Genomic DNA, 13,773 nt, shown 5'->3' on the forward strand with positions numbered 1-13,773 from the left:
CTTTCTTATCGCTTACTGCGCCAGTTTTCATCACGGCCGAGATTCGATTCTGTCGTCCGTTTTATATCATATAAAATTTCGCTGAAAAATCGTTCAGGTACTTGCTTTGGCACAATGCGTCTCGCATCATCAACTTCGTCATAGGAGTATGAACCGCGGCTCACTGTGCCTGCTTTATAAAATTGAATTTCAAATAAACATACTTCGTCCTCTTCTTCATATCCAACAGGTGCACCTTCAAATGCAAGCTCCGCCCCTAATCCTGTGCGAGCGTCTTCTTTATAGAAAGAATAATACACACCAGCGTCTTCAACCGATCCGCGATTCCAGCCGTACTTCGTTAACTTACCAAACAGCGAACGGCCATTGATTTGAATGCCCCCAAACCTTTCCACAGTTACTTTCTCATCTTCCGCCGCCAGAAATACTTCGCGAACAATCTGCGGGAATGGTTGGATAACCTCATAATCTTCTAGTTGTTCCTTCCATAATTCCCGTTCCTCTTCAGACAATTCTAGTGGATGGATCAGACTGATAACAGTGTCTGGCGTAAGTTCATGCTCTTCTTCGTCAATCGTATTGAATGTGCCGTCCTCCATATAACGGAACATCGCAAGCAACTTTCCTTCCTTATACTCGCCCCAAATAAGTGAGATAGCAAATTGCTGCATAATTGGATTTTCCACAAACAGAGACTTCCATGTATTTTGCGACCAATAACGATTAAGAGAAAGTGCCATTTCCAGACGCTGTGTTTGCATACTAATGATGCTTCGAAGCTGTTTCTTTATAGACGATAACTCCACCTTAGCCTCTTCTGCTTTTTCCGCATGATCTTTTGCATTTGGTTTCGGAAGCGACTTTATTCGTTTTCCTTCTTCTGTTTTTAACTCGATTTTCAGGTTGGGCGTTAAATAGGCAGTAAACGTCCTACTTCCGTAATCAATTGTCTTTTCACCGCGTTTATTAAATCCAAGATCCGAAACAAGCTGATCCTCTAGTTCTTCTTCTGTTATACCACGTGTTTTAGCAGCGAGACTCAACGCTTCTTTCGCAGCATTACGCACCTGTTTATGTTTATATTTGAATGCCATAGTATTAATCGTCATAAGTGCAAGATGTGACGAAGATAACGCCAACGCCTGAACAGCTGCTGCAGCGATAGCTCCGCGCATGCCAACAGCCCACTCATCAATCTGCTTTTTGAGCAGCAGCGCCATTTCATCATCACTATGAATGCCGTACATTGAAAGAATACCGCGCTTTTTCGCCTCCGCCCCTTGAGAAATCCACAGCTGATAGATTGCTTGTATATTTTCTTTCAAATCTTGTTTATTCAAAGCCGCACCTATCACTTCCGCCGCTTCCTTTTTCTCAATTACAGAATCCGATACATACTGCTGAAAATAAGCAAGCGGAAGCGTTGCATCTGCAATTGCATCGGAATCACGAATACGAATTTGTGGTTCAAATCCGAGCCACTGCACGAGTGCGTTTCTTTTTTGCGGTGTTAAAATACGTGTACAAAAAGCTTCGATACTTCCTGATGCTCCTTCCAGGTCTTCATCGCCAAGCAGCGGAGCAAACTTCTCCATCAAGGAATCATTTTTCTTTTCTTGCAAAGCTTCCTGCACAAGCTGTGTATATTTTTCAGATTTATAGTATAAAAGTGTCTGCATTACATTTTCGCGCACGACTTTCTTTCTACTATTTAATTCCTTCGCTACATCCTCTGCACCTTCCACATCTTTTGTAAGAAACTCGACTGCAGCAGCACGTACTTTTTTAGAGGAATCTCCGAGACTTTGAATAAGAAGAGCACGCGTTTTAACCGCATCATACTTTGCCAGCTCATCCAAAATGAAAATTCGTTCATCCGCAGAATACTCAGTAAAGGTCTCTGTCACATATGCCTGTTCTTTTACAAATAAACGAACGAGTGCCTCTTTTGCCTTATTTTCCTTCTCACTGTGCCCGGCAGCTTGTTTAACTGAATAATAAACAAGTTTCTCCTTCGATAAACCGTAGGAAAGAAGATCTTCCAACATTTGTTCCAGCGAACCTTCCGTATGAGAACACCGGTGCAGAAGTTCATATAAATTACAATTATAGTCATTCCCAAATTGAAGTTTGAGCGCTGCTTCCCTCTTTGCTGCTTCCTCTATATCCCAAAGGAGTGCAATTGCTAAGACAGACATTCTCCAGTAATTATTTTGATGCTTCGAACTCTCGAACACTTGCTTCATATCTTCAAATGACAATTTCCCAACTAAATAGTCACGATATGTATCACGTATGTCAGATGATTCCGACTCAAGGGCAATCGTTAAAAATTCTTCACGTACTCTGTTTCGATTGAATTCGTATCCTTTTTCCGCCAAAAGCATCGCCACGAAAAGATAATGACTTTGACTTAAATATTGCAGCGTACGCTGAACAAATTCCGGCTGCTCTTCCACCATACGAAGCAACAATTGATATTCATATACTTGGTCGGAGTTAACGACACCTAAATGACGCCGTGTAAGACGATATGCGAAAAATCTTTCCTCTGAAACACCGAATTGTTCGCACAAGTTTCGAATAGTTTCATACGCTTGTTTATCAAAACTCCTTGTTCTTACATGATTTCCAAACTGATCAAGAACACGACACACATGATTCGTTGCATAATCCATAAAGTTTTTAACAGAACGTTTCGCTAACAAGTCCATATATCGTCTTGCCACATCCGAATGCTGATAAACACGAAATAATAGCTGCCAAGTCACATCAGGTAAAGATGAACCAACAGAAACTTCACTAACAGATTCACCTTGAACGTATCTTTTCGCCAATTCTATCTTCTCTTGTGCCCCGTCCAGCTTCAATATAAACTCCGCATGCTCTTGCAGTTCTTCCTCCAATAAAAAACTGTACGTAAGAAATCTTTCATAATCTGCATCTAGCATAACTAGAAGCAAAAGTAATTTTTGCTGACCTGTTATAACTTCCAACTGGTCTTCTATATACTTCGGATTTTCCATTATTAATTGTCTTAGAAAAACATCCGCCCCATTTACATAACGCGAAAGATTTGTTAAATACTTACAAGCAGATGCTACAAGCAGATCAAGCGAAAGGCCACTTTTTTCAAAATAAACCTTCATCTCCGGAAAACTTACACGTGTAAAACGTACTAGAAGAACATTTAACAGTTGATCCTCAAGCAAATGATAAAATAACCGAAAAAACACTGGATCTTGCTTATACGTTTTCTCAAAATCATTCATGAACTGCCAAGAAAAACTATCTCGTTTATTTTCGCGAATAGTCGTTCGTTCTATATCTTTTAAAACTTCTTCATCTCTCGTCTGCAAGTAACGTATTGCCAAATCCTCTTGTGCCCCTGTCATATTAAGGTGCTGAAACAACTGATATGTACTGACTGCCATCTTCTCTGCCTCCCTAGTTCTTTTCTAAGCTCACCACTGCAACTTATAGTTAATTACATAATATAAAAATGATAACGACTATTTTTTCATATATCTGAAATTTCTAATTCCAAAACACTTAATTGCGATAAACCGTTTTGTACAGTATACGGAATATATTTACTAGTATAACATATTAACCCAAATACAAACGTATGTTCCTGTAAAATATATAATATATAACATCATCAGATTTCTATACTTGCAATTTATAACTATATATTCCTTTATGCATCGTTATATTTGTTCGTAAAGTTTAAATGTTTTAATACTTATAGAGCCACTGTAACAACTCTTGTGTGTTTGTTTAGCCCATAAGTAAAACCCTTCTATTTGACATTAACTTATTCTCTAGCTAACAGTTAAAATATTCTTTTAAAAATACATAAAATGTTGACCAAGTTTCCTTTAACTCTCCACTTAAAAGCAGCTGATCCCCACCTTCAAAATGAACCGCATAAACTTTATCAGTTACACTATCAAGCACTAGTATAGCATTTGCTGACAGCTCACTTAAAACTAGATACTTTTTAGAAAATCCATGCTCATTTCGAGCAATCATTGTATTTGATTGAATATTGTTCTCCTCATCTACAATATCTAACAACTCGTAGGGAACGTGCTCTTCCCAAAAAGGGCCAGTATACCGATCATAAAATTCACTGAATGTATCAGATACTTCTACACCTAAGCTACTTAAGGCCTCTTTCACATTTTTCTTATCTTCACGTTTATAAATGTATTCTCCAAGAACTTGGTCTAATTTATCAGGCAAAACATTCACTTTCATTCCCTCCTAAAGCTTCTTCCCATTTGATTTTCCAACGATTTATAAAACCCCTTTTTTTAGTGTTCCCAACCAAACTTCCCCAACATTAACCTTATAAAGAACGTCATCTCCATCACTGAGCTTAATCTTCTGGATTTTATAGGCCTTATTTATTATTTCATTTACCTCGTCTTTTGTTCTAAACCCTGTTACTATATCTTCTTTTAGTTCCTCATCCCAATACATTTCGGTATCAATGTGAGCTTCCCAATCAAACAAAGCTAATTTATCCTTTAATGATTCATACTTACGAAATGGAAATTTCTTTACAGTAAGGTTTTTGTCAAAGGTATCATTGTAAGTATTTATACAATCTTTGTAAGAAACGACAATTTGAGAACTTATAAAATCTGGTTCATATAACCAAATTTTCAGGTAAAAGTTTTCATCTTCCATTGTCATTTTTTCATACCAGTTTAGATATACATCTATTATTTCATTTAATAATAAACGGTTATACCAATTAGGAGGATTTCTACGGACTAAAGAATAAAAGGGATGAATCCACAACTTTGCATAATCTCTTTGATGCTCACGAATGTAATTCATATCTATGTCGATTACATTTTGCTTCCATCTTTCTATCTTTCTCTTATGTCGTTTCCACCCTCGTATTTTCTTCTTTTTAGAGTGATAAAACTCTTCCATTTACACACATCCCTTAACAATTGTAGAAACACTTACATATTTATTTTTGACAAATGAAAACGATCATAAGTATCTGTCATCTTTTATTTTAACTATCATGAATCATACAATTTTTTTAAAAACTCAGTGAAAGTACTTGCTACATAAAATACATTTCCTCTTGCTACTTCCTCTGCTTCTTCTACTGTAATCCCTTCACTTTCCATCAGTTCTTCTTTTTCCCATACACCACACCTTCATGCTCCCAAAAGATAACAATGAGATTTTCGTTATGATTTTTATAATCAAAACATATTAAATTCCCCGCTGGATCAATGCCAAAAGGAATTACACCATTAGGTAAAGTAGCACGAGAGTTATTATAATCTGTTACGATGTAATCACTACTTCCCTCATCAAACGAAAGTAATGAACCAAAGACTCTTTCTATTCCTTCAACATCAAAACAATACGGTACTACATTAGCCCCATGATTCACCTTTACACACTCGATATAATCTTTCGGAAATTTAATCCCCATTGCTTGACCTATTTTCCCAACAATTTCTTCAGTAATCGGATCATCCGCATACTTCCATTCTAAATTCCCCATCTAATACCGCCTAAATAATTTATACTATGAACTCACACTCATCTCCTGGAAAATCATCTGGGAAAGCGAAACATTCTACTTCCTTTGTTAGAATTTTATATAGAAACTCAGCTAAACCCATATAATATTCATAATAGCTTGCTGACCCTGATTCATATACAACTATATGCCATTCATCACCTATATTAGATGTTAACCAGTAAATTTCGTCCCCATTATCTGTTATTGCACATGGCAATAATCCACCCTCAGTTGGAAAAACATCATGCGCAAAATCTTCTGGAAACGCATTCTTTGATACAATATATGCTTCTCTAATTTCTTTACCTTTTTCAATTAGATTTAAATTCATATTTTGGGTAAATGGATTTAGAACCAATAAAAATTCACCTATACTTCCAACTCCAGATGTATTTATAATTTTTTTATAATCTGTTGGTAGCTTGATTCCTAATATGAATTCAATCTCATCCCATTTTTCTTTAATGTATGTATCTAATAAATCATTATTGGGTTTAATTATTGGGTTTAATTATATTTTTTAATTTACTTATATACATTCTATCTCCCTCACTTTCTACTTCATCCAGTTACACCTGCTGCGCTATCTTTCATCTTATAATGCTCGCAATGATGGTATTGAGTCGTTTCATACCATTTTAAAGTTGATTTCTTCAGTGGTGGTACAAACACGTTTGATACGGATATCGCGTGTCAAAAAAGACAACAAAAAACCGAAATGACACTAATTTATCAAATCAGTTTTTATTCTATATGAAAGAATTTCTATCAGCCTCTTTTAATTTACTAAGAATTTCATTAGCGACGCTCTCAAATCTTTTAGGATTGTCAGAAATAATTTCATCGAGCAAATCGATTGCCGTTGATTTTATATCATTATTCATTCCTACAAGGGTTTTAGCATACTCCATTCTATATAAGTCATTATTTAAAATTCTTTTATTTAATAGCATGGCCCATTCTTTTGCATTCCCAATCATTTTGGGCAGTGCTTTAGGCATCTCTGTTAGATATTTTTCCATTTCAAAACTTTCAATTAAGTGAACTAGGCCAAACATAACTTCTTCCTCTTGTGTCTCATCATCAAATATCATACATAGATCTTTAATAAACTTTTCATCATCACAATCTGCTAAGCTTTCTAATGCATCGTCAAACTCTTCACATTCTGATTGATTTTTTAAAAATCTACAATTATATAATCTCTTGATCTCAGATCTACTATCCATATAAACTCCCCCTTTAAAAAAATTAACGAAATCAGATATTATTGAAAAACATAAGACACATAAAATGGCAAATTATAATGTTCTACGAAATCAATAGCCTTCATTTTACAGTCAATCGAAAACGATCTTCTTTTCCCCCAAAAAAAAATCCCCTCCACAATAAACAGTACAGTAACTTTCTTTCAGCTGTCTACTACAGGGGGAATGCCACAATACAAAAAATCATCTTTTTAAAATGGCCTAACTTTTTTAATGTCCTTTACAAAGGATATATTTCACAAAATTATTAAGTATCTTTATTCATTTTTTATCAAAGATTTTCTATTCAGTGTCTTCTAATATCCTATCATCTAGTTCTTCTCTTTCTCTCGCTATTTCTCTATACGTTTCAATTAAATTGCTCAACAGTTCAAGTGAGATCTGTCTATCTCCTTCCTCAAGAATTCTTACTTCTGCACCCAATGCGTTCAATTTAACAACAACATTTTTAAGTTTAATCAATTCTTCTGTATCATAATAACTAAACTTTAAAACGGGCGTTTCATCTTCTATATTTCTTTTTAGCTCACTAATTGATTTATGACTAAATTTTCTTAAAGAAGTAATGTACTTAACAATATTCTTATCTGGTCTAACTATTAAGGACATACAATGCACCTTAAAACCCTCCTTAAAAAAATAAAACATCTAGTATCGTCTCTCCTGATAAACTATTTCCCCGTACCATCCATACAACTCATTAAGCGGAGCATAGAAAATTCCTAGAAATACTAAATGCTACACCGAATAATTTATTCGCTGAGGAATTTAAAGTTCATGATCAAACGGGAAACGAACTTATAAAATTTATTGGAAAAGGAGAAACCTAGAATGCTGAAATGAAATAGAGAGAAAAGGATTATTTACCCTTCAACCACTTATCTCTAAACAATTTTTTATCTTCAAGTAAGTTGTTCCTAGCTAGTTCATGACACACTAACCAAAAATCTTTTTGCCACTTTGTACAATCTTCCTCGTAATCCATAAGCATCTCAAGCACAAAATATGAATCAGAAGGCTCAAAATGAATCATCTCATTTTTAAAAAATAAAGCTTTAAGACCATGTTCAATAGATAGCAAGCAACCTTCATCATGAAATGAAATTGCAAAGTAAGCATAGTTGTCCTTCGTATAGTTAGGTAAAATCTCAAATGTAGGAGTTCCCAAATAAGGATGGATTTCTTCCATACTATTAAAAGTAATGGGACTAAAGGAATCGTCATTTTTATTATATATTTCGTAACTCATGAAACCTTTCAATTGCAATTCAAATAGACCCTTTAGTATATTTTCATAAACAATATCAAAGTGTTCCTTTAAATAACATAGCGTATTATAAGCTTCTTTTGTTAAAGGTTGATTACTTTCTAAATACCCCCCTACCTCAATTTTTTCTTGTCCAAAAAACGAAACGGAACAATTTACGTTTATAGATCCATCCCAACAGTCATATTCTTCAGAAAAGCAAAAATCATCCACTTTATCTGCCACTATTCACACCTACCTGATTAAATTTTGTTATTCATAATTAACGCCCTCTTATTATGTCACAACCGAAGCATAGCGGAGGGCGTAGTATAAATACTAAATCCAGTGGGTTCAACAGTTCAACTTTTTTATAAACGGTTAATCTTTCTTATAAGCGAGTGAATGACCCCTCCTTAACACTCTTACGAGTCGTTTGAAGAAGGGGCTTCCTGTTTCATAGAGCGTTGCTGCTTGGGAATCCAAGCAGTCTTACATACTCTCCACAGGCGTCGTTTATACTGTTTGGACACAACCTTGCCCTACAGTTTCATTCTTCGATCGTTCTCACAAGTAATTGCTCTAATCCTTTCCGCAAAATGTTTAGACTTGCATTATAATCTCTGTCTAACCTCGTTCCACACTTTGTACAAATATGTGTCCGAATCGATAGGGATTTCTTCACACGATTCCCGCAACTCGAGCAATCTTGTGATGTGTATGCTGGGGCTACTTTCACAAGAAGACCTCCGAATTTCTCACACTTATACAAAAGCATCCTGCGAAAAGTCCCCCAGCCTGCATCAGAAATCGACTTTGATACGTTTCGATTCCGAACCATGCTTCGGATATCGAGATTCTCTATACAAATGACCGAATACATTTGCGTAAGGTGAAAACTTAATTTATGCAAAAAATCTTTTCTTTGATTCCCTACCTTTTCATGAAGGATCTGGATTCGTTCTACTTGCTTCTTATAGTTCGCAGAGTCCTTCTTTTTCTTCGAAAGGTTACGCTGTGCTTTCCTCAGCTGTTTTTCTTTTTGTAGCAGAAACCTTGGATTTTCAAATACCACTCCATTGGAAAGAACAGCGTATTTATTAAGTCCTACATCTATACCAATCGCATTTTCCATAACAATAGAGGAAGGTACAACTTGTCTTTCGACACTAAAAATAGCGTACCACCTCTTCGATTGGCGTTTCAGAATCAACTGTTTGATCGTTCCTTCTATCAGCCTATGCAGATGAATCTCTATTTCTCCTAATTGTTTGTTATATAAATTGCCGTTATCTGCAAATGACATCGCAAAGCGGTGTTTCCCATTCGATTTGAATCCAAATTGAGGGAAAGTGAGACTATTATAGTCTTTATACATTTTCAATTTGGGATAGTTTGTATCCCCACTCAAAAAGCCATCATATGCCTTTTTGAGTCGTAAAAATACTTCTTGTAAGGGCTGTGATGGCACTTCTTTCAGAAAAGGATATCTCTTCTTATCGATTACTTGTTGCTTTTGCATGTCAGAACGTGTATACAATTGCTTATTTTCTTTATATTTTCTCTGTTTATCTAAAAGAGCAGAGTTATAGGTTTGACGACAATATTGTAGCCAACGTTCTAACATTTCTTTCTGTGCTTTCGTTGGGAAAATTTTATATTTTTGGCTCAGCAACATTGTCATCACCTTCCTCTTTTTTCATTGTAGTGGTTCAAATCCCTAAAACAAAAAACGAATATACGTTCGTGTTGATACTAGCATACATGAAGTTACAAAAAAAGGAAACAAAAACTTCGTGCTATGCACGACCAACATTCATCCCCTCCCTACCACTGGACTATGTCCTGCACGCGCTTGAGGAAGGGGACTTCTGTTGGAGTACTGTTAAACTTTATTTCAAATCCCCATCAGTTTCAGCCGTCAGTCAAATTTTCCTTTTCCTCCTTTGTTTTTTGCCATAAAAAAAGGCTCGTTCCTCCTCATCATTCAAGTTGGAATAAACCTTGTAAATTTATTAAACATGTTTGTCAGTTACCTTTAAAAACATCTCTTAGATTCTTGCTCAATTTATATAGGTACCATCTTTTTCTTCAGGTTTATATTTGAAAAGAATCTCTAAGCTATATGTAGATTGTTCCCCAGTGTTCATAACTCATTAGTCTTTCTCTATTAGTCCCTATTAACAAATTCCATATTCAAATTGCAACATCTTGGTAACCCACTTCCGTTACTTTTTCATTTAATAGACGAAGCCCTAGTCCATTTTCTGTATCCCATGTACAATTAAATGTAATTCCGATATATCGACCTTCAAAAATATCCGCATATGAAACAACAATTCCATCTAAACTTATCATTTCTAGTATTTGATCAATTGTTTCAACTAATGGATAATTCTCATTTACTTCAATATCATAACCTAATTCATGTCGTGTTTGTTTGTAATAGTCTAATATTGGTTGCAAAAAACTTTTTTGTAAGTGTTCCCAATTTTGCATCAGTGAGGTATATGCTGTATATTGCTCTTCATCAAATTTACCATCCTCATCACCATCGACCATCAATGCTATTTCGACTTCATTTCCAAAAAAATCAATTGTAGTATCCTTAGACCACCCATAATTATATTCTAGCTCTCCAAAAACCACATCATTTATTATCATTTTAAAATCTCCTTTTTTATTGGCAAATCCTTCACTAACAAATACAGAATTTAATAGATATCCATAAAATCAGGTAATACAATTTTATCATTCGAATATCTTAGTAATATTTTATTCTTCTTTATAAAGCATATCTAAAAAATTCGTAAAACTATCAGCAATATAATAAATACTCTCTCTCATAACCTCATCTGCTTCTTGAGCTGATAATCCTTCTTCGATAAGTGTCTCCCTATCCTCACATTCTTCATGATCCCAAAAGACAACAATTGGGTTATCTTTATGATCCTTATAATCAAAGCAGATTTTATTTCCAGCAGGATCATCTGCAAAAGGAATTATTTGATCAGGTAAACTAGATTTCAAGTTACTATATGTTTTATAAATATTGGATGTAGCATTTTTATCGAGACTACATAGTGAACCGAATACTCGACCTTCTTCATTATTTTTCACACAACTAAGTGTGCTTAAAAATACTTTTTACTAATCTTCCATTCTTTTTTTGTTAGCGGATCAATATATGATACCAGCACTTACCACGAAATTATGAACACCATCCTCTGAAGCATCTGAAAGGAAATTTAAGTTATTTGTTTCTAATAAGTCATCATGAGTAGCTACTAAGAAAAAAAGTCTTGTACATAGATTCAAAATAACCTCACCTTGAGTACTATTCATAAGGCATGTGGATTTATCATAGCAACAGATGTGGCATCTGTTACTCCTCTAAGATACTTACCAAAATCAATTTTTAGTAGCGCTTCATAATGCTCTGAAGTAATACCTAAATCAGTCATCTTTTTGTTAATCTTAGAACGCTCGTCTACACTGAAAGTACAATTGCGCATAGTAATTTTTATCCTGTTCATCTTATTTGCATTGAAATTACACTATTCAATTTATTCTAAATGTTATAAACTGGAATGAATTAAGAGAAATGATTAAGACAGTGCAATGTAAAATATGATATAGGAGACAGATGATAACAATGCAATTAGTAAAACCAACTCACCAGCACAGCAAACAAATCATGGCTTATCGGCAAGCATTCCTAAGTACAAGGGAACAGCCATATGGTAGTTGTTCCTTACAACAATTTGATTCCTTTGACGAATGGCTTAATAAAGTCAAAATACAAGAAAAAGGAGAAAACCTACCACTAAATCGAGTTCCATCCACTCAGTTTTTGAGCTTTGATAATGGAAAACTAGTCGGTTTCATCAATATCCGTCATCGATTAACGCCACAATTACTCATAGAGAGCGGACATATAGGTTATAGCGTGCACCCGGACGAACGCCGAAATGGTTACGCTACTGAGCAGCTTCGTCTTTCCTTATTTGAAGCGAAAAAATTAGGATTAGACAAAGTGTTAATAACTTGTGACAAAGCAAATATCGCCTCTGCCAAAACCATTCAAAAAGTTGGGGGTATCTTTGAAGATGAAGTAAATTCCCCGAATACTGGCGAGATTGTTCAGCGTTACTGGATCGAACTATGATTTCATAATTTTTCAAGAGTCATACTTGATATCGTATCGAAACTATATCATAGCGAAAAGAAAAAATCGGAGTGATTTCTCACTCCGATTAAAATCTAACTTTTGAGATTCAGTACAAGGACCCCTCTCCTTATTTCAACTTTCCCTCAAAAACAATTCTTCTTCCGCACGGTTCTACAACTGTTTTCCCATTTTTCTTCACTTCATGAAAGATGGGCTCTTCCATGCGGCGTGAAGGTGCATACCCTTCTTTTTCCATACGCGCTAAGCAATCTGTAATTGTTTCGTTATCCTGTACTTCAAATTTTTTCTTTTTAGGTTGTTTTGTCATGCCCTAACCTACTTTCCATTTTTCTTGATGCGGATTGGCTTTTCATATATGTGATATATAGAAGTGCAATAATTACCATTATTATCATAACCGCTATAAAAAAGCTTGTATACTGTATTTTCTCTATAAATATGCCTCCTAATACAGGTCCCATAATACTTCCTATACTAAAGGCAATTCCGGATAATATATTTCCTGCTGGCAGTAAGTGTCTTGGTAATAAATCCGTCATAAAGCCAAGCCCTAAAGAGAAACATGATCCAATCACCATACCAGCTAACAGCATACACCCAAATACAATCCAATAATACCCGTCAAACACTGCAGCAAGTAAGAAAATAATTGCACTTATGCTAAATGTCCATGTTAAAATGCGATCTCTTCCATATCTATCACTTAATATACCAAGCGGAATTTGCGTAACAATTCCCCCAATTGCGAATGCAGGTAATAAGAAGGATACATCAGCGACAGACCACCCTTTTCGGAGTGCATACACAGGTAAATTACTATTTAACATCGCTTCCAAAACGCCGTATGCTAAAGGCCCCATTAGTGCAATCCACGCAAGAACAAATACTTGTTTATAACGAGAAAGTGATGATTCATTTTTCTTTCCTGTGTCATCTTGCTCTGGAAAAGCATTTTTGGTTGGAAGTAATAATAGCCATCCAATTAAACAAAGAATCGTAGATACGATAAATGGCGTTGCAAGCCCATATTGGACAGTGCTAGCTAAGTATGGGCCTACTGCAAAACCAATCCCAAAAAAGACTCCATATATAGAGACTTGTCTTCCTATTTTACTAGGATCAGATGTCGTCGTAATCCATGTTTGCGTTCCGACGTGTAACATGTGATCGCCTACTCCAACTAAAAAGCGCAGAATAAACCATGCCCAAAATGAAAATGTTTGTGTAAAAAAGAATAATGAAATAATAACGAGAAATCCGCCGATTACGATAATTGGTTTCATTCCAAAACGCTGCATCGGTTTCTCAAGCCACGGTGAAATAAATAAAATCCCAATATATAACGCAGTTGCATGAATACCATTAATACTAGAACGAATCCCTTCTTGCTCAAAAATCATTGCGATCGCCGGTAGAAGCATTCCTTGTGATAATCCAGAAATTGCAACAATTCCAACCATAATCCAAAATGTAAATCGTATTGACATCCTCTTCTCTCTCCCTT

The 13,773-nt window shown here is 35.3% G+C and carries 14 protein-coding genes and 2 pseudogenes; 1 reads left to right on the forward strand and 15 read right to left on the reverse strand.

All coding sequences use genetic code 11. From position 1 onward, the window contains the following. Positions 1–5 precede the first annotated feature (5 nt). The 13 genes and pseudogenes from BLV40_RS12445 to BLV40_RS12510 all read right to left on the reverse strand — a co-directional run bounded on the left by BLV40_RS12445 (position 6) and on the right by BLV40_RS12510 (position 11,592). Positions 6–3,434 (reverse strand): DUF4132 domain-containing protein, encoded by a 3,429-nt coding sequence (locus BLV40_RS12445; RefSeq protein ID WP_090690480.1) that lies wholly within the window; start codon positions 3,432–3,434, stop codon positions 6–8. Positions 3,435–3,828: 394 nt separating this feature from the next. Continuing rightward, positions 3,829–4,257, reverse strand: coding sequence for an SMI1/KNR4 family protein (locus BLV40_RS12450; RefSeq protein WP_090690483.1), 429 nt, complete (start codon positions 4,255–4,257; stop codon positions 3,829–3,831). Positions 4,258–4,302: 45 nt separating this feature from the next. Then, a complete protein-coding gene (locus BLV40_RS12455; protein ID WP_090690487.1) occupies positions 4,303–4,950 on the reverse strand; it encodes a hypothetical protein in 648 nt (215 codons plus the stop codon). 95 nt (positions 4,951–5,045) lie between these two features. Continuing rightward, positions 5,046–5,542, reverse strand: a pseudogene (locus BLV40_RS12460) (SMI1/KNR4 family protein). A gap of 19 nt (positions 5,543–5,561) precedes the next feature. Further along, complete coding sequence (locus BLV40_RS12465; RefSeq protein ID WP_090690489.1) at positions 5,562–6,065, reverse strand: SMI1/KNR4 family protein; 504 nt, start codon at positions 6,063–6,065, stop codon at positions 5,562–5,564. Between the two features lie 247 nt (positions 6,066–6,312). Continuing rightward, positions 6,313–6,792, reverse strand: coding sequence for an Imm30 family immunity protein (locus BLV40_RS12470; protein ID WP_090690492.1), 480 nt, complete (start codon positions 6,790–6,792; stop codon positions 6,313–6,315). Positions 6,793–7,113: 321 nt separating this feature from the next. After that, complete coding sequence (locus tag BLV40_RS12475) at positions 7,114–7,440, reverse strand: hypothetical protein (protein WP_090690738.1); 327 nt, start codon at positions 7,438–7,440, stop codon at positions 7,114–7,116. A gap of 250 nt (positions 7,441–7,690) precedes the next feature. Then, a complete protein-coding gene (locus BLV40_RS12480; protein ID WP_244525398.1) occupies positions 7,691–8,323 on the reverse strand; it encodes a hypothetical protein in 633 nt (210 codons plus the stop codon). Positions 8,324–8,627: 304 nt separating this feature from the next. Further along, positions 8,628–9,761: an RNA-guided endonuclease InsQ/TnpB family protein gene (locus BLV40_RS12490; protein WP_090690497.1), complete on the reverse strand. Its 1,134-nt coding sequence runs from the start codon at positions 9,759–9,761 to the stop codon at positions 8,628–8,630. A 512-nt stretch (positions 9,762–10,273) separates the two neighbouring features. Then, positions 10,274–10,741 (reverse strand): DUF6985 domain-containing protein, encoded by a 468-nt coding sequence (locus BLV40_RS12495; protein ID WP_090690500.1) that lies wholly within the window; start codon positions 10,739–10,741, stop codon positions 10,274–10,276. 111 nt (positions 10,742–10,852) lie between these two features. Further along, positions 10,853–11,197: an SMI1/KNR4 family protein gene (locus BLV40_RS12500; RefSeq protein ID WP_090690503.1), complete on the reverse strand. Its 345-nt coding sequence runs from the start codon at positions 11,195–11,197 to the stop codon at positions 10,853–10,855. A gap of 72 nt (positions 11,198–11,269) precedes the next feature. Further along, positions 11,270–11,425, reverse strand: a pseudogene (gene imm47, locus BLV40_RS12505) (Imm47 family immunity protein); the annotation flags it as partial. Continuing rightward, complete coding sequence (locus BLV40_RS12510) at positions 11,419–11,592, reverse strand: hypothetical protein (RefSeq protein ID WP_231503941.1); 174 nt, start codon at positions 11,590–11,592, stop codon at positions 11,419–11,421. The pseudogene imm47 and the gene BLV40_RS12510, both read right to left, overlap by 7 nt. 140 nt (positions 11,593–11,732) lie before the next feature. Here BLV40_RS12510 and BLV40_RS12515 point away from each other — a divergent pair, with 140 nt between their 5' ends. Beyond that, positions 11,733–12,245, forward strand: coding sequence for a GNAT family N-acetyltransferase (locus tag BLV40_RS12515; protein ID WP_348519728.1), 513 nt, complete (start codon positions 11,733–11,735; stop codon positions 12,243–12,245). A 130-nt stretch (positions 12,246–12,375) separates the two neighbouring features. Here the strand turns inward: BLV40_RS12515 and BLV40_RS12520 are convergent, their stop codons facing one another. Then, positions 12,376–12,576 (reverse strand): NETI motif-containing protein, encoded by a 201-nt coding sequence (locus tag BLV40_RS12520; RefSeq protein ID WP_090690506.1) that lies wholly within the window; start codon positions 12,574–12,576, stop codon positions 12,376–12,378. Then, positions 12,560–13,756, reverse strand: a complete 1,197-nt coding sequence (locus BLV40_RS12525; protein WP_090690508.1) for an MFS transporter — start codon at positions 13,754–13,756, stop codon at positions 12,560–12,562. Before BLV40_RS12525 ends, BLV40_RS12520 begins: the two co-directional genes overlap by 17 nt. Positions 13,757–13,773 lie beyond the last annotated feature (17 nt).

The organism is Bacillus sp. 166amftsu (assembly GCF_900107445.1).
GTDB lineage: Bacteria > Bacillota > Bacilli > Bacillales > Bacillaceae_G > Bacillus_A > Bacillus_A arachidis.

Bases quoted from the DNA above. Each gene is read 5' to 3' on its own strand.
- BLV40_RS12445 (WP_090690480.1), bottom strand. From the start codon at position 3,434: ATGGCAGTCAGTACATATCAGTTGTTTCAGCACCTTAATATGACAGGG.
- BLV40_RS12455 (WP_090690487.1), bottom strand. From the start codon at position 4,950: ATGGAAGAGTTTTATCACTCTAAAAAGAAGAAAATACGAGGGTGGAAA.
- BLV40_RS12470 (WP_090690492.1), bottom strand. From the start codon at position 6,792: ATGGATAGTAGATCTGAGATCAAGAGATTATATAATTGTAGATTTTTA.
- BLV40_RS12475 (WP_090690738.1), bottom strand. From the start codon at position 7,440: ATGTCCTTAATAGTTAGACCAGATAAGAATATTGTTAAGTACATTACT.
- BLV40_RS12490 (WP_090690497.1), bottom strand. From the start codon at position 9,761: ATGACAATGTTGCTGAGCCAAAAATATAAAATTTTCCCAACGAAAGCA.
- BLV40_RS12495 (WP_090690500.1), bottom strand. From the start codon at position 10,741: ATGATAATAAATGATGTGGTTTTTGGAGAGCTAGAATATAATTATGGG.
- BLV40_RS12510 (WP_231503941.1), bottom strand. From the start codon at position 11,592: ATGCGCAATTGTACTTTCAGTGTAGACGAGCGTTCTAAGATTAACAAA.
- BLV40_RS12515 (WP_348519728.1), top strand. From the start codon at position 11,733: ATGCAATTAGTAAAACCAACTCACCAGCACAGCAAACAAATCATGGCT.
- BLV40_RS12520 (WP_090690506.1), bottom strand. From the start codon at position 12,576: ATGACAAAACAACCTAAAAAGAAAAAATTTGAAGTACAGGATAACGAA.
- BLV40_RS12525 (WP_090690508.1), bottom strand. From the start codon at position 13,756: ATGTCAATACGATTTACATTTTGGATTATGGTTGGAATTGTTGCAATT.